The 24,536-nt window shown below is 63.3% G+C and carries 20 protein-coding genes; 6 read left to right on the top strand and 14 right to left on the bottom strand.

Features of this window, described 5'->3' with window-relative positions:
- Positions 1-79 precede the first annotated feature (79 nt).
- Together CLAM6_RS13155 and yrfG are read right to left on the bottom strand one after the other, a co-directional pair.
- On the bottom strand, positions 80-472 hold the full coding sequence (locus tag CLAM6_RS13155; protein WP_043331366.1) for an RNA-binding S4 domain-containing protein: 393 nt from the start codon (positions 470-472) through the stop codon (positions 80-82).
- Complete coding sequence (gene yrfG / locus CLAM6_RS13160; protein WP_082388286.1) at positions 469-1,179, bottom strand: GMP/IMP nucleotidase; 711 nt, start codon at positions 1,177-1,179, stop codon at positions 469-471. Before yrfG ends, CLAM6_RS13155 begins: the two co-directional genes overlap by 4 nt.
- Before the next feature lie 201 nt (positions 1,180-1,380).
- On the opposite strand from yrfG, the gene nudE reads away from it, so the two are divergent.
- Complete coding sequence (gene nudE, locus CLAM6_RS13165; RefSeq protein WP_153636952.1) at positions 1,381-1,977, top strand: ADP compounds hydrolase NudE; 597 nt, start codon at positions 1,381-1,383, stop codon at positions 1,975-1,977.
- Between the two features lie 264 nt (positions 1,978-2,241).
- On the opposite strand, the gene CLAM6_RS13170 is transcribed toward nudE, so the two are convergent.
- Positions 2,242-2,601 (bottom strand): hypothetical protein, encoded by a 360-nt coding sequence (locus CLAM6_RS13170; RefSeq protein ID WP_054555534.1) that lies wholly within the window; start codon positions 2,599-2,601, stop codon positions 2,242-2,244.
- A 647-nt stretch (positions 2,602-3,248) separates the two neighbouring features.
- On the opposite strand from CLAM6_RS13170, the gene CLAM6_RS13175 reads away from it, so the two are divergent.
- Positions 3,249-4,817 carry a helicase HerA-like domain-containing protein gene (locus CLAM6_RS13175; protein WP_153636347.1) on the top strand — a complete coding sequence of 523 codons (1,569 nt, stop codon included), beginning with the start codon at positions 3,249-3,251 and terminating at the stop codon, positions 4,815-4,817.
- Between the two features lie 830 nt (positions 4,818-5,647).
- Positions 5,648-7,261 (top strand): sensor domain-containing diguanylate cyclase, encoded by a 1,614-nt coding sequence (locus CLAM6_RS13180; RefSeq protein ID WP_153636348.1) that lies wholly within the window; start codon positions 5,648-5,650, stop codon positions 7,259-7,261.
- Positions 7,262-7,475: 214 nt separating this feature from the next.
- Here CLAM6_RS13180 and ilvD read toward each other — a convergent pair whose 3' ends face one another.
- A complete protein-coding gene (gene ilvD, locus CLAM6_RS13185) occupies positions 7,476-9,320 on the bottom strand; it encodes a dihydroxy-acid dehydratase (RefSeq protein ID WP_107336223.1) in 1,845 nt (614 codons plus the stop codon).
- 430 nt (positions 9,321-9,750) lie between these two features.
- Between ilvD and CLAM6_RS13190 the strand changes: the two genes are divergently transcribed.
- Positions 9,751-10,092 carry a YegP family protein gene (locus CLAM6_RS13190; protein ID WP_043331370.1) on the top strand — a complete coding sequence of 114 codons (342 nt, stop codon included), beginning with the start codon at positions 9,751-9,753 and terminating at the stop codon, positions 10,090-10,092.
- 295 nt (positions 10,093-10,387) lie between these two features.
- Here CLAM6_RS13190 and lon read toward each other — a convergent pair whose 3' ends face one another.
- The 9 genes from lon to nrdR form a co-directional block, all read right to left on the bottom strand.
- Entirely contained in the window at positions 10,388-12,841 is a 2,454-nt protein-coding gene (gene lon / locus CLAM6_RS13195; RefSeq protein ID WP_153636349.1) for an endopeptidase La, read from the bottom strand.
- A gap of 195 nt (positions 12,842-13,036) precedes the next feature.
- Positions 13,037-14,317, bottom strand: coding sequence for a DUF945 family protein (locus CLAM6_RS13200; protein ID WP_153636350.1), 1,281 nt, complete (start codon positions 14,315-14,317; stop codon positions 13,037-13,039).
- A 115-nt stretch (positions 14,318-14,432) separates the two neighbouring features.
- Positions 14,433-14,906, bottom strand: a complete 474-nt coding sequence (locus tag CLAM6_RS13205; protein WP_043331372.1) for a phosphatidylglycerophosphatase A family protein — start codon at positions 14,904-14,906, stop codon at positions 14,433-14,435.
- The gene (gene thiL, locus CLAM6_RS13210) at positions 14,903-16,021 is read right to left on the bottom strand and encodes a thiamine-phosphate kinase (protein ID WP_153636351.1); all 1,119 of its coding nucleotides are present in this window, start codon (positions 16,019-16,021) and stop codon (positions 14,903-14,905) included. The genes CLAM6_RS13205 and thiL overlap by 4 nt, the downstream gene beginning before the upstream one ends.
- A gap of 1 nt (position 16,022) precedes the next feature.
- Positions 16,023-16,538 (bottom strand): transcription antitermination factor NusB, encoded by a 516-nt coding sequence (gene nusB / locus CLAM6_RS13215; RefSeq protein WP_054555539.1) that lies wholly within the window; start codon positions 16,536-16,538, stop codon positions 16,023-16,025.
- Positions 16,535-17,017 carry a 6,7-dimethyl-8-ribityllumazine synthase gene (ribH, locus tag CLAM6_RS13220; protein ID WP_043331374.1) on the bottom strand — a complete coding sequence of 161 codons (483 nt, stop codon included), beginning with the start codon at positions 17,015-17,017 and terminating at the stop codon, positions 16,535-16,537. Before ribH ends, nusB begins: the two co-directional genes overlap by 4 nt.
- Positions 17,018-17,128: 111 nt before the next feature.
- Positions 17,129-18,283: a bifunctional 3,4-dihydroxy-2-butanone-4-phosphate synthase/GTP cyclohydrolase II gene (gene ribBA, locus CLAM6_RS13225; RefSeq protein ID WP_054555540.1), complete on the bottom strand. Its 1,155-nt coding sequence runs from the start codon at positions 18,281-18,283 to the stop codon at positions 17,129-17,131.
- A gap of 156 nt (positions 18,284-18,439) precedes the next feature.
- Complete coding sequence (ribD, locus tag CLAM6_RS13230; RefSeq protein WP_242007828.1) at positions 18,440-19,594, bottom strand: bifunctional diaminohydroxyphosphoribosylaminopyrimidine deaminase/5-amino-6-(5-phosphoribosylamino)uracil reductase RibD; 1,155 nt, start codon at positions 19,592-19,594, stop codon at positions 18,440-18,442.
- Positions 19,595-19,826: 232 nt separating this feature from the next.
- Positions 19,827-20,315: a transcriptional regulator NrdR gene (gene nrdR / locus CLAM6_RS13235; protein ID WP_043331377.1), complete on the bottom strand. Its 489-nt coding sequence runs from the start codon at positions 20,313-20,315 to the stop codon at positions 19,827-19,829.
- Positions 20,316-20,727: 412 nt separating this feature from the next.
- Here nrdR and CLAM6_RS13240 point away from each other — a divergent pair, with 412 nt between their 5' ends.
- Both CLAM6_RS13240 and CLAM6_RS13245 read left to right on the top strand, forming a co-directional pair.
- On the top strand, positions 20,728-20,961 hold the full coding sequence (locus tag CLAM6_RS13240) for a GlsB/YeaQ/YmgE family stress response membrane protein (protein ID WP_441303499.1): 234 nt from the start codon (positions 20,728-20,730) through the stop codon (positions 20,959-20,961).
- Positions 20,962-21,323: 362 nt separating this feature from the next.
- Positions 21,324-23,093 carry a sugar phosphorylase gene (locus CLAM6_RS13245; RefSeq protein ID WP_153636353.1) on the top strand — a complete coding sequence of 590 codons (1,770 nt, stop codon included), beginning with the start codon at positions 21,324-21,326 and terminating at the stop codon, positions 23,091-23,093.
- A 216-nt stretch (positions 23,094-23,309) separates the two neighbouring features.
- Here CLAM6_RS13245 and CLAM6_RS13250 read toward each other — a convergent pair whose 3' ends face one another.
- Positions 23,310-24,521, bottom strand: coding sequence for a hypothetical protein (locus CLAM6_RS13250; RefSeq protein ID WP_054555542.1), 1,212 nt, complete (start codon positions 24,519-24,521; stop codon positions 23,310-23,312).
- Positions 24,522-24,536: the final 15 nt, after the last annotated feature.

Here is a 24,536-nt window from a genome sequence, read left to right on the forward strand (position 1 = left end):
AACAACGATGTGCTGACACACATCGGTATGGAAATTGTGCCGGTCGGTGCCAAGGCACCCGGCGGTGACTCGCTCTGGCTCAGCTATCGGCATCCTGGCGCTGGAAGCGATGGATGTTGCGACGCTGTTTCTTGTCAGGACGGCCGGGAGGCGGCGTCATGCCCTGATTGCCGAGGCGACGCGTCTCGGCCTCACGCTCACGGCGCTCGCGGGACTCCTGCGTCTCCTGATAGAGCTTCTGGGCCTCGGGGGCGCCACGGCGCTGGTCGCTGAGGGCCAGCACCTCGACAACGAGGCGATCCCAGCCCTGCGGCACCTCGATCACGGCGCCGACCTCGACGGTCTTGGAGGTTTTCACCTTGCCGCCGTTGTACTGGATCTTGCCGCCTTCGATGGCCTTCTTGGCCATGCCACGCGTCTTGAAGAAACGCGCCGCCCACAACCACTTGTCGATACGTACCTGATCGCTCATGACGCCTCCTTGCCCTCCCCGTCGCTCGAGACTCCGGCATTGGCCACCTCAGGGCCCGCCCCCTCGGTCAGCACTGCAAAGCCGTCCAGGCCGTGCACACGCTCGAAATCACGCGCAGGGCGCTTCGAATCCGGCTGACGCACGCCCAGCAGATGGGCAATGCCATAGGTGTGGGCACTTTCCAGCACCTGGGGATTGTCATCGATGAACAGGGTACGCGCCGGATCGAAGGGCTCGATCTCGTTGAGCTTGTGCCAGAAGGCCTGCTCTTCCTTGGCGTGGCCCAGATCCGCGGACGACACCACGGCGTCGAAGTAGTCGCCCATGCCGGTCAGCGCGAACTTGAGATCGATGCCATGACGGTCGGCGTTGGTCGCCAGCACCACGCGTTGCGGCTGATCGCGCAGCCAGGCGAGGAAGTCCTCGGCCTCATGGCGATAGCCGATCAGATGCTGCACTTCACGCTTCAGGGCGACGACGTCGAGCTCGAGCTCACGGCTCCAGTAATCGAGGCTGTACCAGTTGAGCGTGCCGGACTCGCTGATGATGCGCGCCTTGAGATCGGCCTGCAGCGCCTCATCGAGGCGGTGCAGCTCGCAATAGCGCCTGGGCAGGTGTTCGAGCCAGAAGTGGCTGTCGAAGTGAAGGTCAAGCAGAGTGCCGTCCATGTCCAACAGCACGGTGTCGATAGTGTTCCAGTCAAGCATCGGATTCTGTCAGCCAGAGGGAAATTTGGCCTCATAGTGTAAAGCATGGCCCACGGGCGCGCATGTGCAACGAGGAGTGATGACGGCTTGTGATTGCCCCGCTCGCGGCGGCCTGCCACGATGAGCGACAGTGTTCTCTCTTCTCATACTGCCTCGCGAGGACTTGCGATGGATGATGCGCCAGATACCGTTCACCCGACCATGAATCATTCAGACACCAGCCACACGCTGACGCCGCCGCGGATCGACTCACGCCGCGAGGTCGCACGCTCGCGCCTGTTCGCCGTCGAAGCGCTGGAATTGACCTTCTCCAATGGCGCCACCCGCAGCTTCGAGCGCCTCAAGAGCGGCGGTCACGGCGCGGTGATGATCGTCGCCATGCCCGACCCCGACCACGTGCTGATGATCCGCGAATATGCCGCTGGCCCTGAGCAATATGTGCTGACCCTGCCCAAGGGACTGATCGACCCGGGCGAGGACCCGGTGACCGCCGCCAATCGCGAATTGATGGAAGAATGCGGTTATGGCGCGCACAACATCGAGCCACTGGCCGAACTGAGCCTGGCGCCCAACTACATGGATCACCGCATGAACGTGATGCTGGCGCGCGATCTGTTCGAAAAGCGCCTGCCGGGCGATGAGCCGGAACCGCTGGTCGTCGAGCGCCACCGCCTCGATGAACTGCCGGCGCTGTTGGCGCGTGAGGACTTCCACGAGGCGCGCGCGATCGCGGCGCTGTTCATGGCCCGCGAACGCCTGCTGGCCGGGGAAGATACCTACAGCCCGCGCTGGTGGTAGGGGCTTGATGGCAAGCGCTGTTGGCAGGCATTGATGGCAAGCACGGGTAACAAGTACTGGCCACAAGCGCCCGAGGGCCCAGCCCCCTTCCCTCCTGCCCCTCACACCCTGCCTTGCATGCTCCCATACGACGACAAGCCCCCGCCAATGGCGGGGGCTTGTCGTTTCACTCGCGATGCGCTCAAGCGGGTCGTGCTGGCGACTCGTTCAGGCACCGCAAGATCCATTGCGGGTCTGGCCTGAGACCAGACCGTCAAGGCACGTTTATTCGGTCTTCATGCTGCCATCAGCGGTGTTGGACGAACCGGATTCCGGGCTGACGCCCATATGGTCTTCGCCTTTATCCATGACCTTGCCGTGCTTGGCGGACTCGGACTGGGCCGTGCCACCTTCCACCATCATGGAATCCTTCTTGGTATTGGCAGAACCACTCTCGGTGTTGCGTTCGGCGTCGTCATGCACCTTGCCATCTTCATGACCCGCAGCAGTACCGCCCTCTACCTTGGTGGAGTGGGCGCCAGTGTTGGCGGAACCGGTGTTGCTGGATTCGTGGTGCTCGGCAAAGGCAGCGGTGGTCGGCAGTGCCAGGGCAGTCGCGAAAAGTGCAGCAGTCAGCTTCTTCATGATCCATCCTCCAGTAGCGGTCTGTTGCAAGAGACGAGCAGATGATTCGCTCGGCCGTTGCCGGTAAGCCTTCAGAAATCCCGAGACTGGATGTCTCGAGTTCCAGGCTCCACAAGACGCTCCTAACTATCTCAACGACGTCTTGTGGTACTGCGTCAAATCTTTGCGGCGCATGTATCGAACACCCTCTAGCGCGTCGGCTGCTTGTCGGAGCAGTCTTCAAAAAACGTCACCAGAGTTGTACCCGAACCTGCTGATGTCATTCTTGACGAAAGCGCCAATCTGCCGAGGCATGTTGCGTCACATGCGCCCTGATGCCTAAAGATATGGAACTACAGGGCCAGACTTTCAAGCAGAGAAGGGAAAGAAAAATATCTTTCTTCCAGATTTCCTATACAAGAGTGAGATATCGGCTCGCGTTTAATTAGCGCCCATATGGGCTGCTGGCCGCTCATCAGGCGGCTTGCCGCGCATCGGTTGCCTGACGCCATGCGTCAAGTGACGCAAGATGGCTTGCAGTATTTTACTCAACGAAACATTTTGTAACCCTATGACTCCACGACATCGCCCATCTCTGCGGTCATCGGCAGTGGTCGCCACACCTCCCTCTGCAAGCACCGCCATCACCTGAATGACAGGAGACTCACATGCCAGACGTGCTGATCGGGGGACTCGCAGGACAGGGACCCAAGGGCCACATCACGCTAGCCGGGGCACTGGCCAATCGTCACGGCCTGGTCGCCGGTGCGACAGGTACCGGCAAGACCGTCACGCTGCAGGTGCTGGCTGAAGAGTTTTCGCGCATGGGAGTGCCGGTGTTCACCGCCGACGTCAAGGGTGACCTCTCCGGTATCGCCGCGGCGGGTAACCCGCATCCGCGCGTCGATGAACGCCTCGCCAGCCTCGGCATCAATGACTGGCAGCCTCAGGCCGCGCCCGTCAGGCTGTGGGATCTGTTCGGCAAGAGCGGACATGCGGTGCGCGCCAGCGTGGCTTCCATGGGGCCTGAGCTGATGTCGACCCTGCTGGAATTGAACGACACCCAGAGTGGCCTGATGCACCTGGCCTTCGATCATGCCGAGCGTGAAGGGCTGGAGCTGATCGACCTCAAGGACCTGATCAGCCTGCTCAAGCATATCGAGCGTGAGCGCGAAGGCTTCGAGGAGCGCTATGGCAGTGTCAGCCCCCAGAGCCTCGGTGCCATGCTGCGCCGGGTGCATGTGCTGGCCACCCAGGGCGGCGAGCGCTTCTTCGCCGAACCGGCGCTCGACATCAATGACATGCTGGCGACCACGGGCGAGGGAGACCAGACACGCGGCTTCATCAATCTGCTCGATGGGCGTGAGTTGATGCAGAGTCCACGCCTCTATACCACCTTCCTGCTGTGGTTCCTGTCGACGCTCTTTCGCACCCTCCCAGAACGCGGCGATGCCGACCGCCCGGTGCTGGTCTTCTTCTTCGACGAGGCCCACCTGCTCTTCGATGCCGCTCCCAAGGCATTGCTTGAGCGCCTCGAGCAGACGGTGCGCCTGATTCGCTCCAAGGGGGTCGGCGTCTACTTCGTGACCCAATCCCCCGCCGACATCCCCGATGACGTGCTCGGCCAGCTGGGCAACCGGATCCAGCATGCCCTGCGCGCCTTCACTCCACGCGACCAGAAGGCCGTCAAGACCGCTGCCGAGACCTTCCGCCCCAACCCGGCCCTCGATACGGCTCAGGTGATCACGGAGCTGGGCGTGGGCGAGGCACTGGTCTCGGTGCTCGACAGCAAGGGCACGCCCACCCAGGTGGAGCGCACCTTGATCGCGCCGCCGCGGGGGCGGATCGGCCCGTTGAGTGACAGCGAGCGCACAGCGCTGCTGGCAAGCTCATCACTGGCCGGTCGCTACGATGAGGTGATAGACCGTGAATCGGCTCACGAGCGTCTCGAGGCGCAACTGACGAGCTCGGCGACGGCCCAGGTTCGGCCAGAGGAGACACCAGCGGCTACGCCTGACACCACGCCGCCTGCCACAGAACGGGATGGAAGCGCTCAAGCCGCTGCCAGCCGCGACTCCGAGCAAACAAGTCCGGTGGCCGAAAGCGCCCCACGCTCCGGTGGCAGGCAGCGTCAGGGTGTCATGGAGACCCTGCTCAAGTCCGTGATGCGCGCCTTGGGGTCACAGCTGGGACGGACCCTGATTCGCAGCCTGCTGCGCTCCTTCACTCGCCGCTGAGGCTCGCTCCTTTCAGTCTGATACCACGCCAACAGCGTGACGCCTCGCCAACAGCCTGAAGCGCTCACTGGCAAGGAAAGGCTTTTCCCGGCAAGCAAGCTCTCGAGACTGAGAGACTCATCCTTCACGAAAAGCAGGACATCACCCATGGTCATTTGACCATGGGTGATGTCCTGCTTTCGCTATCCAAGGCTGCTGACATCATATCGTCGCGCAAACTTCATTCGCTCTCGGCAAGGAGACGCCATACTGATGATTGCTGCTTACCGGCAGCACACCATGACACACACGCGCTTGCCACTACTCTCGGGGAGACTTGACGATGTGCATGAGCAATGAAGCATTGGAATTGTGGCTGAACGACAACTGGTTCTCGATCGAACTGGCGTTGGAAGCCATCGATATGGAAGCGACAGCGGAACCTCAGCTGGCAGAAGCCGCTTGAGCCAACAACGATACGCATGACAACAGCGGGATCCTGCCTGCCCCACCGGTGACATCAGGTGTGAAACGGCACAGGACACGGATGACAGGACAAGCGGCACACAGACTCTGCCACGCATGACGACGCATCATGGTGGGCAGAGAAAGAACTTGTCGGGGAGGCCGTCGATCAGCCATCGACCGGCCTCCCCGTTTCTTTTGTACCACCACCAGAGTCACGGCCTGGCGCGCCTCCAATCCAGTCGCACCTCGAAAAGCCCCGCCAGTCTTACGTGTATGAACAGTTGATTTCCTGCCCCGGCAAAACGCCCGTTCATCGCTCCCAACCGCCATACTCTTTTTTTGGTCATTCCCTCTCCCCGCAACATGCAAGATAAGGATGTCACATGCTGCCTACTCCGCCCGCGCGACCACCCTCTTCGGGGCATTCGAGTCCCGTTGATACCTCAGAGCTCTCGCCACAAGCCGCCGCCGCGACTGTCTTCCTCAATGAGAATCTCGGACCCGCCCAGCTGCAAGCGCTGTTTGCCCTGACACTCGCGCCTGCGGGAACCTTCAGCGAACAGCTCAGAGAGTACCTGGTGACCGCTTGCCGCCTGCTGGGGATGACCACCGGCATCCTCGGCCACGCTGAGGCCAATCGCTATGAAATCATGGCGGCGGTCAATCCGCCGCCCGGCAAGGTCGAGGGCGCGATCGCACCGCTGAACGAGACCTACTGCAATGAAGTCGTTGAGCAGGCTGGCTGCATCGCCTACGCCAATATCGCGACCACGCCAGCACTCGAGGCTCATCCGGCCCTCAAGTCGATGCCCTTCCAGAGCTATATCGCCGCCCCGGTATGGACCGAAGGCCGTCTGACCGGCACCGTCTGCTTCGGCGACAACTCACCGCGCGCGGCAGATTTCAGCGCCAGCGATCGTGCACTGGTCGAGACACTGGCCAGCCTGCTGGGAGGCTTGATCGATCGCGAGAATGCGCGCAAGCGGCTGACCAGTGAACTGAGCAACCTGCGCCTCGCCTACCAGGAGATGGAGCTGCTGTTCTCGCGCTGCCAGCTCCCGATGGCGATCATGGACTTCCATGGCCATTGGACACGTCTCAATCCGGCGCTGGCCCAACTGCTGGGGACGGAGAGGAGTGAACTGCAGCGTGGCGCGCTGGAGGATGTCTCCCACCCTGCTGACATGCAGGCCTGTCAGGAGGCGCTTCTGGCCATGCAGGCCGGCGAGATCACCCACTTCGAGCAGCCGCATCGCTATCTGGGCAGACAGGGGCAGATCATCGAAGTCATGCTGCATCTGGATGTGATCGACAGCCACTCCGGCGTCATTCTCAGCCAGCACCAGGATCTCAGCGAGCAGCGCTCCCACGAGGAGAGCCTGGCCCGCATGCGGCACAAGCTGGCCAGCATGGCGCCCCCGGGCCCGGCCGTGCCGTCGGTGCTGGACAAGCTGTTGCCCACGGAGATCTTCGAGCAACAGCTGGATGGTGAAATTGCGCGCAGTGCGCGCCATGGGCAGCCACTGTCGATTCTGCTGCTCAACGTGGATGCCTTTACCGACTTCAATCGCCAGTACGGCCGCGCCGCAGGAGACCGTGCTCTGCAGCAGGTCTCCACTATCCTGCGCAACGCGACACGCAAGAGCGACCTGCTCAGCCAGCGTGATGATGGCTCGCTGATTGCGGTGCTGGGCCAGACAGATTCCAGCGGCGCCATCATCCTCGCCGAGCGCGTCCGCCATGCCACGGCAGAACTGCATGGTCTCGACGGGCCGGTCACCTGCAGCATCGGGCTGACCTGCTATCATCCGGCACCCGATACGCTCACGCTGGCCAACCGTCTCGAGCTTTGCGAGCGCGCCCAGCACGCACTCAAGAAGGCCAAACGCCAGGGACGCAATCGCGTGCGCTTCCTGGAGCTTGAGCCGGTCATCCCGACGGACACCTTCGCAAGCCCCCAGTCACCGAGCGGCTTCCCCTCACCCGATCTGCCCTGAGTGGCGCCTTTCGTGTGTGCGGCCTGCCGCGGATGCCCTTCAGGCACCTCCCCATCAACGACAACGGCCACCCCAAGGGGTGGCCGTTGTCGTTTGACTCACTCAGCACTCACTCAGTACTCACAAAGGAGACATACAGGAGTCACACAGGCTTGCGCGGTGTTTCAGCGCAGAGGCCTGCTCAGAGACCGGGTCAGATATCTGAGACCGATTCTCAGTCCAGCTTGCTCAGGTCGCGCACGGCGCCCTTGTCAGCGGAAGTCGCCAGCAAGGCATAGGCCTTGAGCGCGGCGGAGACACGACGGTTGCGCTGGATGCTCGGCTTCCAGGCATCCTTGCCACGGGCATCCATCGCTTCACGGCGCTCATGCAGCTCACTGTCGCTCAGCTTGACGTTGATGGTGCGGTTCGGGATGTCGATCAGGATGGTGTCGCCATGCTCGACCAGACCGATGGCACCGCCCGCCGCCGCTTCCGGAGACGCGTGGCCGATGGACAGGCCCGAGGTACCGCCGGAGAAACGACCGTCGGTGAGCAGCGCACACGCCTTGCCCAGCCCCTTGGACTTGAGATAGGACGTCGGGTAGAGCATTTCCTGCATGCCCGGACCGCCCTTCGGCCCTTCGTAGCGGATGATCACGACGTCGCCTTCCTTGACCTTGTCGGCCAGGATGTCTTCCACCGCCTGATCCTGGGACTCACAGACGTAGGCACGGCCTTCGAAGACCAGGATGGAGTCATCGACACCAGCGGTCTTCACCACGCAACCATCCAGTGCGATATTGCCGTACAGCACGGCCAGGCCGCCCTGGGTGGAGAAGCAATGGTCGTAATCGCGGATACAGCCCTGGGCGCGATCACCATCCAGGCTCGGCCAGCGCGCGCTCTGCGAGAAGGCGGTCTGGGTCGGGATACCGCCCGGGCCGGCACGATAGAACTCGACGACTTCATCAGTGGGTGAACGCATGATGTCCCACTCTTCCAGCGCCGCAGACAGCGAGTCGCCGTAGACGGTCGGCACCGAGGTATCCAGCACACCGGCACGATCCAGCTCGCCCAGGATCCCCATGATGCCGCCGGCACGATGGACATCCTCGATGTGATATTTCTGGGTGTTCGGCGCCACCTTGCACATCTGTGGCACGCTGTGGGACAGCTTGTCGATGTCGGACATGGTGAAGTCGACACCGGCTTCCTGAGCGGCGGCCAGCAGGTGCAGGATGGTATTGGTCGAGCCACCCATGGCGATATCCAGCGTCATCGCGTTGGCGAAGGCGGCGCGGGAGCCGATGGCACGCGGCAACAGGTGCTCTTCGTTGCCTTCGTAGTAACGGCGCGCCAGCTCGACGATGCGATGCCCGGCGTTCTCGAACAGGCGACGACGATCGGAGTGCGTGGCCAGCACGGTGCCGTTGCCCGGCAATGCCAGACCCAGCGCTTCCATCAGGCAGTTCATGGAGTTGGCCGTGAACATGCCCGAGCAGCTGCCACAGGTCGGGCAGGCGCTGCGCTCGATCTCGGCGACCGTCTCGTCGTCGACGCTGTCATCGGCGGCGATGACCATGGCATCGACCAGATCGAGGCCGTGATCCAGCAGCTTGGTCTTGCCGGCTTCCATCGGGCCGCCGGAGACGAAGATGACCGGGATGTTGAGGCGCATGGCGGCCATCAACATCCCCGGGGTGATCTTGTCACAGTTGGAGATGCACACCAGCGCATCCGCACAGTGGGCATTCACCATGTATTCGACGCTGTCGGCGATCAGGTCACGCGACGGCAACGAATACAGCATGCCGTCGTGGCCCATGGCGATGCCATCATCGACCGCGATGGTGTTGAATTCCTTGGCGACACCGCCGGCCTTCTCGATCTCGCGCGCGACCAGCTGCCCCATGTCCTTGAGGTGGACGTGGCCCGGCACGAACTGGGTGAAGGAGTTGGCAACGGCGATGATCGGCTTCTGGAAGTCGCCATCTTTCATGCCGGTGGCGCGCCACAGGGCGCGAGCGCCGGCCATGTTACGACCTGCGGTGGTCGTACGGGAGCGATACTCTGGCATGGTAAACCTCATTCAATGCTTGGCCGCTCTCCTGTGCGAAGAGGGACTGATTCATGGAATTGCGCCTGGCAGGATCAGGAAACTGACGCCGCCCTTCTGCGCAATCCGCTGCAGAATCACTCCGCACGGGAGCGGCTTCTGTTTTGGTCAGGCGGCGCCCCGCTCGGGGTACGCACACCTGGTGTCCAGAGGAGACGCGTACCTCTTGGGTCAACGCTGTCTGCCTAGGGTCAATTCTGTCATGTACCGGCCCCGCTTGCCTACCAGATAGCACCGCCCACGCCATCAGTAGCCCCGAAAGATACCGACAAGCACCGAAAGCGTTGAATGAAGCGGTCTCTAGCGTGGGCCTGCGGCGGGAGGCGCTGATTACACTGAAGGACGACACATCAGGCAATGCCAGACACCCCACAAGGAACAGGAGTCACCCATGGCCGGAAAATTCGTCATCACTCGGGGCAAGGACAGCAAGTTCTACTTTGCACTGAAGGCAGGCAACGGCGAGAAGATCCTGCAGAGTCAGGGCTATGCCGACAAGCGCGGCTGCCTGAACGGCGTGGAATCCGTGCGCAAGAATGCCGTCGAGGAAAAACGCTTCACCCGGGAAGTCGCCAAGGACGGACGTTTCTATTTCACCTTGCTGGCCGCCAACAGCCAGCAGATCGGCCGCAGTCAGATGTACAAGTCGGAATCCGGCCGCGACAACGGCATCGCCAGCGTCGGGCGCAATGCCGCCGAGGCGGCCGTCCTCGAGCAACTCGACACCGCCTGAGCACGAGCCAGGCTGACCAGCTCCTTTCACGACCACCCTCCCGATCGCTCTTCCAATCGCTCTCCCAGACTTTCCCGGAATCGACAGACAATCGACAAACCCAAGCACAGCAAGAAGAAAGCACAGGCAGCAGAAAGCACAGAAACGACAGAGGCCCCGCCAATTGGCGGGGCCTCTGTCGTCTTGCGGCTGACTTCGGCGCTGGTGGAGCTCAGCATCTGGCGCTCAGAGCCTGGCAATCAGAGCCTGGCAATCAGCGCTTGCCACTCAGGGCTCGCCGCTGATCACACACCACTCAATGACGCTGGGCGCTGTCACTGTCGAAGACCACACGCGAGACATCCGCGTAGCGCGCCGCGAAGTGCACGATCATGCCTTCCTTCAGGTATTCCGGCAGCTCATCGTAATCGCGCTGGTTGGCCTGCGGCAGAATCAGCTCGTAGATATCACTGCGCCGCGCCGCAATCACCTTCTCGCGGATACCGCCCACCGGCAGCACCTGACCGGTCAAGGTCAGCTCACCGGTCATCGCCAGCCCCTTGCGCGGCGCCTGATGCTTGGCCAACGACATCAGCGCCGTGGTCATGGTCACGCCGGCGCTGGGGCCGTCCTTGGGCGTCGCGCCTTCAGGCACGTGCAGGTGAATGAAGGACTCGTTGAAGAAGTCCGGCTCGGCATCGTAGGCCTCGAGATTGGCCAGGGTGTAGGAGTAGGCGATGTTGGCCGACTCCTGCATCACGTCGCCCAGCTTGCCGGTCAACTTCAAGCCACGTGTCAGGCCATGCACCCGGGTAGCTTCGATGGGCAGGGTCGCACCGCCCATGCTGGTCCAGGCAAGCCCGGTCACCACGCCTTCGCCGGCCAGGACCTTCTCGCGACGGAAGATCGGCGCACCGAGGAATTCCTCGAGGTTCTTGACCGAGACCTTCACGGTCGGAAGCTCCTCTTCCAGCAACTTCACCGCCGCCTTGCGCACGATACGGTGCAGCTGTTTCTCCAGCTGGCGCACGCCGGCCTCACGGGCATAGCCCTCGATGACCTGACGCAGCGCGGCGTCACTCAGATTGATGCGCTTCTTGGGGATATTGTCGCGGGTCAGCAGCTTCGGCCACAGGTGGTGCTTGGCGATCGCCATCTTCTCCTCGGCGATGTAGCCGGAGAGGCGAATCTGCTCCATACGGTCCAGCAGCGGGCCGGGAATGCTGTCCAGCGTATTGGCGGTACAAACGAACAGCACCTTGGAGAGATCGAGGCGTACATCGAGGTAGTGATCGAGGAAGTCGACGTTCTGCTCCGGATCCAGCACCTCGAGCAGCGCCGAGGCCGGGTCGCCCTGGAAGGACTGCCCCAGCTTGTCGATCTCATCGAGCATGATCACCGGATTCTCGACCTTGACCTCCTTGAGCGCCTGCACCAGCTTGCCGGGCATGGCACCCACATAGGTGCGGCGATGGCCCTTGATCTCTGACTCATCACGCATGCCACCGATCGAGAAGCGATAGAACTCACGACCCAGTGCCTGGGCGATGGAGCGCCCGATGGAGGTCTTGCCCACGCCGGGCGGGCCGACCAGCAGCAGGATCGAGCCGCCGACATCGCCCTTGAAGGTGCCCTCGGCCAGAAACTCGACGATGCGTGACTTCACATCATCCAGCCCATCGTGATCGCGATTGAGAACGGTGCGCGCATGCGCCAGATTGAGCTGATCGGTGGAGGTGATGCCCCACGGCAGCGAGGTCAGCCAGTCAAGATAGTTGCGCGTGGTGCCGTATTCCGGCGAGCCGGTCTCCAGCACCGACAGCTTGTCGAGCTCATCATCGATGCGCGACTGGACACGCTCCGGCACCTTGAGCTCGTCGAGACGGCCGCGGAAGGTATCGACGTCGTTCTCGCGATCATCCTTGGAGATGCCCAGCTCACGCTGGATGACCTTGAGCTGTTCGCGCAGGAAGAATTCGCGCTGATGCTTCTCCATCTGCGCGTTGACCTGCTGGGAGATCTCGGTCTGCAGCTGTGCGACCTCGATTTCCTTGCGCAGCAGGGGCAGCACCTTCTGCATGCGCTCCATCACCGGCAGCGACTCCAGCACCTCCTGCAGCTCAGCGCCCTTGGCCGAGGTGATGGCGGCGGCGAAATCAGTCAGCGGACCCGGTTCATGCGGGCTGAAGCGGTTGAGGTACTGCTTGAGCTCCTCACCGTACAGCGGGTTGATCGGCAGCAGCTCCTTTATGCCGTTGATCATCGCCATCGCGTAGGCGCGCGCCTCATCGCTCTCGGCATCGACCGGCTCGCGCGGATAGGTGACCTCGACCAGATAGGGAGGCTTGCGCGACAGCCAGCGCGTGATGCGGAAGCGGCGCAGTCCCTGGGCGATGAACTGTACCTGGTCATCGCCGTCTTCAGGCTTGTGGACGCGTACGGCAGAGCCGATCTCGGGGAAGTGCTCGACCCCCAGCTCATCGACCTCGACATCGCCGACGAAGGCCAGACCGACAGCATGATGCGGCGTATTGCCGACCAGCTGCATGGTCTCGGCCCAACGCTGCTTGTTGATCACCAGCGGCTGGACCTGGGCCGGGAAGAACGGGCGATTGTGAATCGGCAGCAGGTAGATGCGCTCCGGCAGCTGGTCACCACTGGGCACCAGCCCACCCGAGGCGGAAGAAGAAGAAGGCTCTTGTGACTGGCTGTCATCCTCGAAGCCGGCAAGAATATCGTCGTTATCGGAAATCTCTTCGTGACGTGGCATGCAACCCTCATGAAACCAGGCCTCGGTTGAGGCGATCATCTCCCCCAATGCGGCCAGTGAGCCACTTTATCAAGGCAGGCTTGCCGCACCGGGGGCGCAACACTGCGTGTTCAGGGTGGCACCTGATGCGCCCCCTGGAAACGACAATGCCCGCCATGAGGCGGGCATTGTCGTTTCCAGCATACTGCGCGGCGCTCAGTAGATCGGGGTGCCGTTGATCTTCACGCTGTCACCGTCGATCTCGACCACGAGGTTGCGGTCGGCGGCCTGCGGAGAGACACCCGCCATCATGGCCATCATCGGCGGCACGTTGCGGAACTCGAAGCGCCCGCTCAGACGATTCAGGAAGGCCTGCTGACCCGGTACGGTCTGCAGTTCCTGGATGGTCAGATCAGTGATGTCGGCACCATCGAGAATCATCTGGCCATCACCTTGCATGTCGACACCGAAGGCATCGCTCTTGGCATTCAGCGATTCCAGCGTCATGCGCGGAGAGGTGCTCAGCATGGTGAACAGCGGCGCTTCGACCTTCTCGAGGATGGCGACCTGCTGCTCTTCGCTCAGCTCCTCGAACGGCTTGCCCGCTTCTTCCAGCAAGCCCTGCAGCTGGGTGATGAAGTCATAGACGGCCGCACCCTGCAGACGGTCGATCGAGATGGACACGTCGCCGCTGGCCATCTGCTGATCACCCGCACTGACATCCTGCACCGACAGCTTCATCAGATAGCGCAGCTCGGTCGGGTCCAGACGCGTTTCGCCGCTGTAACGGATGTCGCTGGCGACCACCGGCGGCTGACCGGTGCCGTTGTCGATGGTCAGGGTGTCCAGCACGATCTTGTCGTCCTGGCGGAAGTCATTGTCCGCCCCGCGATAGATGCCGTTGAGGCTCAGGGTGCCGACGCTGACCTTCTCGGCGCCATTGGTGATATCGAACGGCGTGATCTCACCATCCACGGTAATTTCCGGGGTGTCACCGCCATCGTGGGAGGCCAGCAGCTCACCGCCCTGGAAGTCGATGCGCGTGCCGCTCTCCGAGTCCTGCCAGTCGAAGGCCGGCAAGGTCAGGGTGGTGTCGCTGGCGCCGCTGAAGTTGTCGACGCTGCCATCGAAGGCGATCGCCTTGCCATCGCCGAGCACTTCGGCGAAGACATCGCGTGACGGCGTACCGTACAGCACCTTGACGTTGCCCTGCATGGTGGTCGACAGCAGGCCGTGGCCGGCTTCATAGGGCAGTACGATGCGCATGGGACCTTCACCGTCCCCGGTGGCGAGTTCCATCTCTACCCGGCCCGTGGAGCCGAACCAGCCGCTGTCGACATCCTCACGGGTCGCCTTGATGTCGGAGCTCCTGTCGAGCTCTGCCACCATGCGGGCCATCTCATCTTCAAAGCGCTGGCTTGAGTAAGCCACGCCGCCGACATAGCCGGCTGCCCCGATGACGACCACTGCCGTCGCGGTTACCAGTCCCTTGCCCATCGCATTAACCCTTGTCCGTTATTGGAGCATCACACCGTCTGCGCGGTGCCTCTTGTCGCATCTGCTTCCATCAGTGAAACATGTGCGTGAGCCTCGCCACCAAGGCAGCGAAGCGTCAGTGCAACCACAGCCACAGATGCATCGTCGACCAGGCATAGATACCGGCGAAGACGTCATCCAGCATGATGCCGAAGCCACCGGCAACCCGGCGGTCGGCCCAGCGAATCGGCCATGGCTTGAGAATATCGAAGACCCGGAAGACCACGAAGCCCCACAGCGCTGCCTGCCAAGAGAATGGCACGGCGGCCATCGTGATCCAATAGCCGACGAATTCGTCCCAGACGATCCCGGAGTGATCATGCACACCGAGATCGCGCGAGGTGCGATCACAGATCCAGATCCCGACCAGCGACGCGACCAGCACGATGGCCAGATACGGCCACAGCGTGAGGTTGGTCATCAGCCAGTAGAACGGGATTGCCGCGAGAGTACCGAAGGTGCCCGGTGCAAAGGGCGCGGTACCACTGCCCAGACCGAAGGCCAGGAAGTGGACGGGGCGCCGCCAGACACTGGCGGGAGCGCGATTCATAGTGCCACCCCGTTCGCGTTGCGTGGCGACGCATCGCCGCCGGAGCCGTCTGCCCTAGAAGCCTGCGTGGCAGAGACCTGTGTGTCAGAGCCCTGTGTGACAGAAGCCTGCGAGGCAGAGAAATGCTGCCAGCTCTGGCCCGTCGCTGCCTGCTCAACGCCCTTGTCCATCAGCATCACGCGCGGCGCATCGCTGCCCGCCGCCTGCATGCGACCGATGACATTCAAGGACAGATTGAGCGAGCGCAGGGCGAGCCTGGCCGTCTCGAGATTCTCTTGGGGCAGCGTGAGCAACAGCTCGTAATCGTCGCCGCCATTGAGGACCGCCTCGCGGGCACCCTGCTCGCCCAGCGCCGTGACCAGCTCCGGCGCCAGCGGCAGTTCGCCAAGCTCCAGCGACGCCGACAGCTGACTGGCACGACAGATGTGTGCCAGGTCGCCCATCACGCCATCGGAGACATCCAGGCCCGCACTGGCCAGCTCACGCAGCGCCAGCCCCGCATCGACCCGCGGTTCTGGTCGCAGGTAGGCCGCCAGGCAAGGATTCAGCACATCGCGTACGCCATCCTGCCAGGCCTTGAGGCCAGCATGCGCCAGCCCCGGCAGGCCGGTGACCGCGATGAGATCCCCCTCACGGGCGCCGTCACGCCGAAGAATCGGGCGGGTCACGCTATCGGCCTGCTGGGCAGGCTCGAGTACGCACGGCAGCTCGCCATGCACGGTGATCGTGATGGAGAGCGCGCCGCGCGTGACGTCGCCGCCTACCAGCGCGATGCCGTAGCGATCCGCCAGCGCGTGGAAACCGGCTGCAAAACCATGCAGCCAGTCTTCATCCACGTCCGGCAACGTCAGGGCCAGCAACGCCCAGCGCGGGGTCGCGCCCATCGCCGCCAGATCAGACAGATTGACGGCCAGGGCGCGATGGCCAATGGACGCCGCAGGCGCATCCGGCGGGAAGTGCACCCCCGCCACCGAGGTATCGACACTGACCGCCATCTGCATGCCATCACTGGCGGCAAGAAGTGCACAGTCGTCACCCGGCCCCAGCAACACGCCCGGTGCCCCGGACAGATCGCGCTGGAAGTAGCGGGCAATCAGCTCGAATTCACCTGGCATGTCAGCGCAGGCGGGCCTGGGTCACCTCGGCACTGCGCAGCTTGACTGCCAGCTTGTCGAGGATCCCGTTGACGTACTTGTGCCCGTCGGTGGCACCGAAGGTCTTGGCCAGCTCGACCCCTTCGTTGATCGCCACGCGATACGGCACTTCCATGCGCTTGGACAGCTCGTAAGCGCCCAGACGCAGGATGGCCAGCTCGATCTCGTCGAGATCCTGCAGGCGACGGTCGAGCAGCGGGCTGATGCTGGCATCCAGTTCTTTCTGGAAGCGCGGCACGTTGTGCAGCAGCTCGTGGAACAGGGCCTGGTCGGCGATGCGCATCACCTCGACCCAGTTCTCGTGCAGCTCGACGTCATCGTCGACCTTTTGACCACGGAACTCGGCTTCGATGGTGGTCATGTTCTTGCCGGTCATCTGCCACTGGTAGATGCCCTGCACGGCCAGCTCGCGAGCGGCGCGACGCGCCTGCTGCTGCTTGGACGGCTCGCGCTCGGTACGTTCCTTGCGTTCGCTCACGCGTCACCTCCCATGGCCTTGAGCAGGGAGACCATTTCCATCGCCGCCATGGCCGCTTCGGTACCCTTGTTGCCAGCCTTGGTGCCGGCACGCTCGATGGCCTGCTCGATGGAATTCACCGTCAGCACGCCATTGGCGACCGGGGTGTCGAATTCGAGCTGCAGACGCGACAGCGCGGAGTTGCATTCACCGGCGACATATTCGAAGTGCGGCGTACCACCGCGGATCACCGCGCCCAGCGTGATGACAGCGTGCGGCTTGACCTTGGCCAGCACGGCCTTGACGGCCAGCGGAATTTCCCAGGCACCCGGCACGTGGATCAGGTCGATGTTTTCCTCATCGACGCCGTGGCGTACGAGAGAATCGACCGCGCCTTCCACCAGGCTGTCGACGACATGGTGGTTGAAACGCCCGACGACGATGACGTAACGGCCATCGACATTGGTGAAAGTGCCTTCGAGTTGAGCAATCGGTTGCATGGTCAGTCCACAATGCTAGCGCCCCGGAGAACCGGGGCGGGGATATCAATCATACCGGGGAAGGCCGCCAGAAGTGCGCAACCTCCCCCGCCATTTGGGGTGCCGAAGCGCTTACGCGCCTGCGGCGTCTGCGCCTGTCTCGCCTGCCGTGTCATCACTGCCGACCAGTTCGACCACTTCGAGGCCAAACCCGGACAGGGCAGAGAACTTCCACGGCGAGCTGAGCAGACGCATCCGGCCGACACCGAGATCCCGAAGGATCTGGGCACCGGTACCGGTGGTCAGATAATTGCCCGCACCATCGGATTCGTTGGTGCGCGGCGTACGACGTCGTCCGAGGAAGACATCGAGACGATCCTTGTAATCCATCGCGTCGCTGCCGGTGTCCAGCAGTACCAGCACGCCGGCATCGGCGGCGGCGACTTCGGCGAGCGCATCATTGAGCGCCCAGCTGCTGCTGCCCGGCTGACGCAGGGTCAGCAGGTCGCGCATCGGGTCCTGCACGTGCACGCGCACGGTGGTCAGAGACTCGGCGTCCGGCGTGCCCTTGACCAGCGCCAGGTGGTGACGGCCCTGGATGCGATCGCTGAAGCAATGCAGCGTCAGCTCGCCGAAGGCGGTCTCGACCTGCTCGCTGTCCAGCACTTCCACGGTCTGCTCATTGTGGATGCGATATTCGATCAGGTCCGCAATGGTGCCGACCTTGAGGTCATGCTCGGCGGCGAAGCGCTCGAGCTCTTCACGACGCGCCATGCTGCCGTCGTCGTTCATGACCTCACAGATCACGCCGGTCGCGCCAAAGCCCGCCATGGACGCCAGGTCACAGGCCGCCTCGGTATGGCCGGCACGACGCAGCACGCCACCCGGTTCCGCCATCAGCGGGAAGATGTGCCCCGGCTGGACGATGTCCTGCGGGCGCGCATTGCGCGCGGCGGCAGCCTGCACGGTACGGGCGCGGTCAGCCGCCGAGATGCCGGTGGTGACGCCTTCGGTGGCCTCGATGGAGAGCGTGAACTTGGTGCCGAAGCCGGAACCGTTGGCCTGAACCATCAGTGGCAGCTGGAGCTGTTCGCAATGCTCACGCGACATCGGCATGCAGATCAAGCCACGCGCGTGGCGTGCCATGAAGTTGATGTGCTCGGCTGTCACGGCTTCCGCGGCGATGATGATGTCGCCTTCATTCTCACGATCCTCGTCATCCATGAGGATGACCATCTTGCCTTGCCGGATATCCTCGACGAGTGCTGCGATGCCTGATAGCGCCATGCTTGCTCCACTTTACGGGCTGCGCCGGCCCATGCCGGACCCACGCGTATTATCAAAAAGTCGGGCGTCAGGGTACCCCGCCACCCCGTTTTGCGCCAGCACCCAGCGACGCCGCTGTCGCCAGACGGCGGCAAGTGCTTGCGTGACAAGAAGAAATCAGTCGCCGCTCTCCTGCGGGTCTGGCGATGCTACCGGCACTGCGGTGATGCGCCAATCACGCCCCACCGCCCGGATACCGCGAATCTCGACCCGTCGCTGCTGCGCCATGTGATCCAGCCCCGGCAGCGCCAGCAGCGGGCGAGCCTCGCCCCCCAGCAGCGTCGGTGCCATGAATATCTGCATCTCATCGACCAGCCCCGCATTAATCATGGCCCCGGCCAGCACCGCGCCGGTTTCCAGCAGCACCTCGTTGGCCTGCTCGTGCTCGGCCAGATAGCGCAGCAGGGCCTCGAGGTCCACGCGTCCATCTTCGCCGGCCGGCAGCGCCAACACCTCGGCACCGGCCGCCTCCAACAAGGTACGTCGCTCAGCCAGCGCCGCTGTCTCATCCGCGACACATACCAGCAGCGTACGACCGGATTGCGCCAGAATGCGCGCCGCCAGCGGCAGACGCAGATGGCTGTCCACCACCACGCGCAACGGCTGACGCGCCACCAGCGCCTCGAGCCCCAGCGGATGGTCTTCGAGCCCGAGCTGGTCGGCGCGCACATTGAGACGCGAATCATCGAAGATGACCGACTCGATGCCGCTCATCACCACGCTGGAGCGCGCGCGCAGACGCTGCACGGCACTGCGCGCTTCGGGGCCGGTGATCCACTGGGATTCGCCGGAAGCCATCGCCGTGCGCCCGTCCAGACTCATGGCCTGCTTGAGGCGCACGAAGGGCCGACCGCGCTCCATGCGTGACAGGAAGCCGGGATTGAGCGCTCGCGCCTCCTGCTCCATCACCCCGACCGTCACCGCGATGCCCGCGCCCTGCAGCAGCGCGATGCCGCGCCCGGCAACCTGCGGATTCGGATCACGCATCGCGATCACCACCCGCGAGACGCCCGCCGCGATCAGGGCCAGTGAGCAAGGGCCGGTACGCCCGGTGTGGGAGCAGGGCTCCAGCGTCACATAGGCCACGCAGCCCAGCGCGCGCTCGCCTGCCTCTGCCAGCGCATTGACCTCGGCATGCCCTTCCCCGGCACGCACGTGAAAGCCGCTCGCGATCACCTCGTCGGTCTCGGCCTCTACCAGGACACAGCCGACACGCGGATTGGGCTGCGTCGTGTAGCTGCCCAGTCGTGCCAGGCGCAGGGCGTGGGCCATGTGGCGCGCATCACGCGCCGAGGGAGCACTGCGGTCGTGAGAGTGGCTGTCACGGGGAGCATGAGAAGCATGAGGAGAAAGAGACATGCGATACCTTGGCGTGAAACGAGAGAAGGTCAGGCGTTGCCCAGACGGCAGACAATACCCCGAGGCCTGAGCCACGCAGCGTGACGCGACAGGGCCAGCAGGCGCAGGCCTCGAGGGCATCTGCAAGGATGCCTGTGGCGAGGCATCAGGGCCGCGCGTCTTCCTCGCCCGGCAGGAAGCTGGGTTCCTGGGCGAGACGGTCAATCTCGGCGCGGAACTCATCAAGATCCTGGAAGCGACGATAGACCGAAGCGAAGCGGATATAGGCGACCTGATCCAGCCGCTTGAGCTGCTGCATGACCTCATCACCGATGCGCCGCGCCTCGATCTCACGTTCGCCGGTGGCACGCAGACGCTGACGAATGCGCTCCACCGCGGCCTCGATCAGCTCGGAGGAAACCGGGCGCTTTTCCAGCGCGCGCAGCATGCCGGCACGCAGCTTGTGCTCATCGAAGCTCTCACGCGAACCGTCGCCCTTGACCACGCGCGGCATGACCAGCTCCGCCGTTTCGTAGGTCGTGAAACGCTCACCGCAGGCCGCGCACTGGCGACGCCGCCGCACCTGGTCACCCTCGACCACCAGTCGGGAATCCGTGACCTTGGTTTCATGAGTTCCACAGAAGGGACAGTGCATGTTGGAGAGCCTGCTTGGGTGCGAGGTGGCTGCGGCCCCGCGCGAAGCACAGCGAGGAAGTGGCGCAGCGCAGCCGAATGACAGCGAATGGCGGGTATTGTAACCGTTAAGGCACCGCCACGGGAGCCTATGTCAGCCCCGACATGACTGAACTAGCCTTGAGGAGCGCCCAAGGGGCGACAGGAGTTTCCTGGATTGTCGCCCCGGGGGGGCGGACACCGCGGCGAAAGCGTCCATCAACCTGCCAGCAGGCTTGAAATCCCCGCCCGATAACCGAAAGATGACATCAGGGTGCAGCGCCTCACAAGGACGCTTGCCCGAGCCGTGAAATCCTTTCACGACTGGCGGCAGATGATCTCTGCCGCGAGATTGATCACGATGACGCAAGGAGCTGCGACATGGGAATCATTGCATGGATCATATTCGGTCTTATTGCCGGCATCATCGCCAAGGTGATCGTGCCCGGCAAGGACCGGGTGGCATCATCGTCACCAGCATCATCGGCATCCTGGGTGCCGTTGTCGGTGGCTGGGTCGGCACCCTGATGGGCTTCGGTGAAGTGACGGGATTCAATCTGGCCAGCTTTGTCATTGCCGTGCTCGGCGCCGTCATTCTGCTGATTCTGTATCGCGTGCTGCGCAAGTAAAGCATGTCATGAAGCGCAGTGGCGTCAGCTGGCCGCAGGCCACATGACGCCAGACAGGACGGCCAGCCGGCACATGCAGGCTGGCCGTCCTGCCTTGCAGGCTTGACGAATCTGGCCCGAGGCGTGCATGACTCATGAGTAAAGGCGCCAGGCCGTCACCCACGGGCGCCGCTGAGCGATGCGCCATTCAGGGATTTCACCAAGCGACGGCCAGCCGACTTCATCTGATATGTGATTTCCAGTCTTGCCACCGGCCCCGCAGGATTGCACCGGCGGGCTTCCCGAAGATCACCCGCGACACGCTCTGCCATTGCGGCTCACGAGGCAGAGTCTGACCGCTTTTGCTGCCACGAGGATTGCCCATGTCCGATACGTCATCTCCCGATCACTCGACATCCACTGCCTCAGATCCTGCGCCGAGCGAGGGCAGCGCCAGGCCACGCGCCAGAGTCTCTCTCGCCAAACGTCTCTCGCAAGCTGATTTCCAGGCGCACGCCACACGCCTGCTCGCCGAGATCTACCCACAGCGTCATGAAGAAGTCCTCAGACGCCTGGAGACGGTGCTGGATTTCCATCGCACGCGCCTCAACCCCCGCGTACCGGAAGGCGAGCCGCTCTGGAGCGAGCGCGACCAGTGGCTGATCACCTACGGCGACAGCCTGCAGCAGGAAGGCGAGGCGCCACTGGCGACCCTGCACGACTTCCTCGCCAGCCGACTGGACGACAGCCTGTCCGGTGTCCACGTGCTGCCCTTCTTTCCGTGGAGCAGCGATGACGGCTTCAGCGTCATCCACTATCGCGAGGTCAATCCGGTCCTCGGCGACTGGCAGGACATCCGGCGCCTGAGTGAGCAGCGCGACCTGATGGCAGACCTGGTCATCAATCACTGCTCGCGCGAGTCACTGTGGTTCGCCGATTATCTGGCCGGCGTGCAGCCCGGCCGCGACTACTTCATCGAGATGGACCCCGACACCGATGTCTCCGAGGTCGTGCGCCCGCGTCCATCTGCCCTGCTCACGCCGGTGCATACCCGTCGTGGCCTGCGCCATCTTTGGGCAACCTTCTCGGATGACCAGATCGACCTGAACTTCGCCAATCCCGATGTGCTGCTCGAGTTCATCGGCATCCTGCTTTACTACCTCGAGCAGGGCGCGGGCATCATCCGCCTCGATGCGGTGGCATTCCTGTGGAAACGCCAGGGCACCTCCTGCATCCACCTGCCGGAGACACACGCCGTGGTGCGCCTGCTGCGCGCCATCGTCGACCATCTGGCGCCGGGCAGCCTGTTGATCACCGAAACCAACGTGCCCCACGCCGAGAACATGTCCTACTTCGGGCTCGATCGCCTGTCACAGCACGACCTCACCGCCATCGAGGGCAGCGCCCAGGCCGATGAAGCGCACCTGATCTATCAGTTCACGCTGCCGCCGCTGACGCTGCACACCCTGACCTCCGGCGATGCCAGCGCCCTGACCCAGTGGGCCACCAGCCTGCCGTCCCTGCCTTCCGGCTGCAGCTACTTCAACTTCACCGCCAGTCACGACGGTATCGGCGTTCGCGCCCTTGAGGGCCTGCTGCCCGACCACGAGCGCGACACCCTGGTGCGGCTGGTGCATGACTTCGGTGGCTACGTCAGCATGCGTGCCAACCCGGGCCGCGCCGACACCCCCTATGAGCTCAACATCAGCTACTTCGATGCGCTCAAGGGCACGCGGCGCGGCCAGGACCCGTGGCAGATCGAGCGCTTCATCGCCAGCCAGACCCTGATGCTGAGCCTGCAGGGCATCCCGGGGCTGTACATCCACTCGCTGACCGCGACTCCCAACCACCAGGAAGGCGTCGAGCGCGATGGCCATCTGCGCGCCATCAACCGCCGCAAATGGCAGCGTGATGAACTGGAAGCGCTGCTGGCAAGCCCCAACACCGCGACCCATGAGGTCTTCCACGCCCTCAAGCGCCGCATGGCACTGCGCCGCAACGAACCCTGCTTCCACCCGGATGCCGACCAGAATGTCTTCGATGTCGGCCCGGATTTCTTCGTCTTCGAGCGCGTCACCCATGAAGGGCGACGCCTGCTGTTCGCCCTCAATGTCACCGATCAGCCGCGCGTACTGCCGCTGCCGGAAAGCTGACAAGGCGTCGCGCTGACCGACCACCTGTGCCACGACAAGGCCTACGACCCCACCATGGCTCGCCGTCCCTATCAGGCGGCCTGGCTGATGGAGCAAACAGTGCGCCCGCCGGCCATCGAGGTCGTCTGACGCCCGCGTTTCTTCCTCTGCCTACGACAACGGGGCTGCCAGTGGCAGCCCCGTTGTCGTAGGTCTTGCTGTTTCCCGCCGCGAGCCTTACTGGTTGTCCAGCTCCACCGCTTCGTGCATGCGCTCGAGCAGGTCCGGCACGGCAGACTGCACCCGGTTCCAGCTCGGGATGAAGGGCTTGTCGCGCGGATTGTCGAGGAAGGCGCTGCCGGCATCCATGATGTTGGCGGCGAACAGCTCCACCGCCGCTTCCTCACTGTGGCGGTCCACCGTCAGGCCATTCATGACGGCATCGTTGTAGTAGGTCTCGATCAGGTCCAGCGCGATACGGTAGTAGGTGGCCTTGATGGTGCGGAAGGTCTCGCCGTGCATCTCGACGCCCAGCGTGGCCAGCTTGCGATACATGGCCTTGGCGATGTCCAGACTCATGCGATTCAAACCGCCCAGCGCATCTTCCTCGGACAGCGGCTGGTGCTTGTGATCGTAGGCATCGGCGATGTCCACCTGACACAGACGCTTGGTGGAGTAGTTGCGATGGACCTCGGACAGCACGCCGATCTCCAGCCCCCAGTCACTGGGAATGCGGATGTCCGCCAGCACGTCGGTGCGCATCGAGAATTCGCCGGACAGCGGATAACGATAGCTGTCGAGATAATCCAGGTACGGCAGCGGGCCATAGACCTTCTTGAGCGCACGGATCAACGGCGTGACCATCAGGCGTGCCACGCGGCCGTTCAGCTTGCCCTGGGCGATGCGCGAGTAGTAGCCCTTGCAGAACTCGTAGTTGAACTGCGGATGGGCTACCGGGTAGATCAGGCGCGCCAGCAGGCCGCGGTCATAGGTGACGATATCGCAGTCATGCAGTGCCACCGCCTCGGCGATGCCCGAGGCCTGGACGTAGCCTGAGCAGTACCAGACATTGCGCCCCTTGCCGGCTTCCATCGGCGCCAGGCCATGCTCGGTCAGCTCCTCATCCAGCGCCCGCAGACGCGGGCCGTCGTTCCACAGGATGCGGTGATGCTGCGGCAGATGTGAGAAGAACTCCTTGGCATGCTCGAACTGGTCACGGTCGGCGCGGTCCAGCCCGATCACGATCTCGCTGAGGTAGGGCACCTGCGCCAGCTCCTCGACGATATGCTTGAGCGCCGGGCCTTCCAGCTCGGAATACAGCGACGGCAGAATCAGGCTCATCGGTCGCTTGCGGGAGAAGCGCATCAGGTCCGCTTCGAGATCTTCCACCGGACGATCGGTCAGGTTATGGAAGTTGGTGATGATGCCATTCTGGTAAAAATCGCTCATGTCAGCTCCTTGTCA

The organism is Cobetia sp. AM6 (assembly GCF_009617955.1).
Lineage (GTDB): Bacteria > Pseudomonadota > Gammaproteobacteria > Pseudomonadales > Halomonadaceae > Cobetia > Cobetia amphilecti.

What these genes read in the sequence shown, in the direction of transcription:
- CLAM6_RS13245 (WP_153636353.1), top strand. Translation starts at nt 21,324, where the DNA reads ATGTCCGATACGTCATCTCCCGATCACTCGACATCCACTGCCTCAGAT.
- thiL (WP_153636351.1), bottom strand. Translation starts at nt 16,021, where the DNA reads ATGCCAGGTGAATTCGAGCTGATTGCCCGCTACTTCCAGCGCGATCTG.
- nudE (WP_153636952.1), top strand. Translation starts at nt 1,381, where the DNA reads ATGAATCATTCAGACACCAGCCACACGCTGACGCCGCCGCGGATCGAC.
- CLAM6_RS13190 (WP_043331370.1), top strand. Translation starts at nt 9,751, where the DNA reads ATGGCCGGAAAATTCGTCATCACTCGGGGCAAGGACAGCAAGTTCTAC.
- ribBA (WP_054555540.1), bottom strand. Translation starts at nt 18,283, where the DNA reads ATGGCGCTATCAGGCATCGCAGCACTCGTCGAGGATATCCGGCAAGGC.
- CLAM6_RS13250 (WP_054555542.1), bottom strand. Translation starts at nt 24,521, where the DNA reads ATGAGCGATTTTTACCAGAATGGCATCATCACCAACTTCCATAACCTG.
- yrfG (WP_082388286.1), bottom strand. Translation starts at nt 1,179, where the DNA reads ATGCTTGACTGGAACACTATCGACACCGTGCTGTTGGACATGGACGGC.
- CLAM6_RS13205 (WP_043331372.1), bottom strand. Translation starts at nt 14,906, where the DNA reads ATGAATCGCGCTCCCGCCAGTGTCTGGCGGCGCCCCGTCCACTTCCTG.
- CLAM6_RS13155 (WP_043331366.1), bottom strand. Translation starts at nt 472, where the DNA reads ATGAGCGATCAGGTACGTATCGACAAGTGGTTGTGGGCGGCGCGTTTC.
- ribD (WP_242007828.1), bottom strand. Translation starts at nt 19,594, where the DNA reads ATGGCCCACGCCCTGCGCCTGGCACGACTGGGCAGCTACACGACGCAG.
- CLAM6_RS13170 (WP_054555534.1), bottom strand. Translation starts at nt 2,601, where the DNA reads ATGAAGAAGCTGACTGCTGCACTTTTCGCGACTGCCCTGGCACTGCCG.
- CLAM6_RS13240 (WP_441303499.1), top strand. Translation starts at nt 20,728, where the DNA reads ATGGATCATATTCGGTCTTATTGCCGGCATCATCGCCAAGGTGATCGT.
- nrdR (WP_043331377.1), bottom strand. Translation starts at nt 20,315, where the DNA reads ATGCACTGTCCCTTCTGTGGAACTCATGAAACCAAGGTCACGGATTCC.
- ribH (WP_043331374.1), bottom strand. Translation starts at nt 17,017, where the DNA reads ATGCAACCGATTGCTCAACTCGAAGGCACTTTCACCAATGTCGATGGC.
- ilvD (WP_107336223.1), bottom strand. Translation starts at nt 9,320, where the DNA reads ATGCCAGAGTATCGCTCCCGTACGACCACCGCAGGTCGTAACATGGCC.
- CLAM6_RS13175 (WP_153636347.1), top strand. Translation starts at nt 3,249, where the DNA reads ATGCCAGACGTGCTGATCGGGGGACTCGCAGGACAGGGACCCAAGGGC.
- lon (WP_153636349.1), bottom strand. Translation starts at nt 12,841, where the DNA reads ATGCCACGTCACGAAGAGATTTCCGATAACGACGATATTCTTGCCGGC.
- CLAM6_RS13200 (WP_153636350.1), bottom strand. Translation starts at nt 14,317, where the DNA reads ATGGGCAAGGGACTGGTAACCGCGACGGCAGTGGTCGTCATCGGGGCA.
- CLAM6_RS13180 (WP_153636348.1), top strand. Translation starts at nt 5,648, where the DNA reads ATGCTGCCTACTCCGCCCGCGCGACCACCCTCTTCGGGGCATTCGAGT.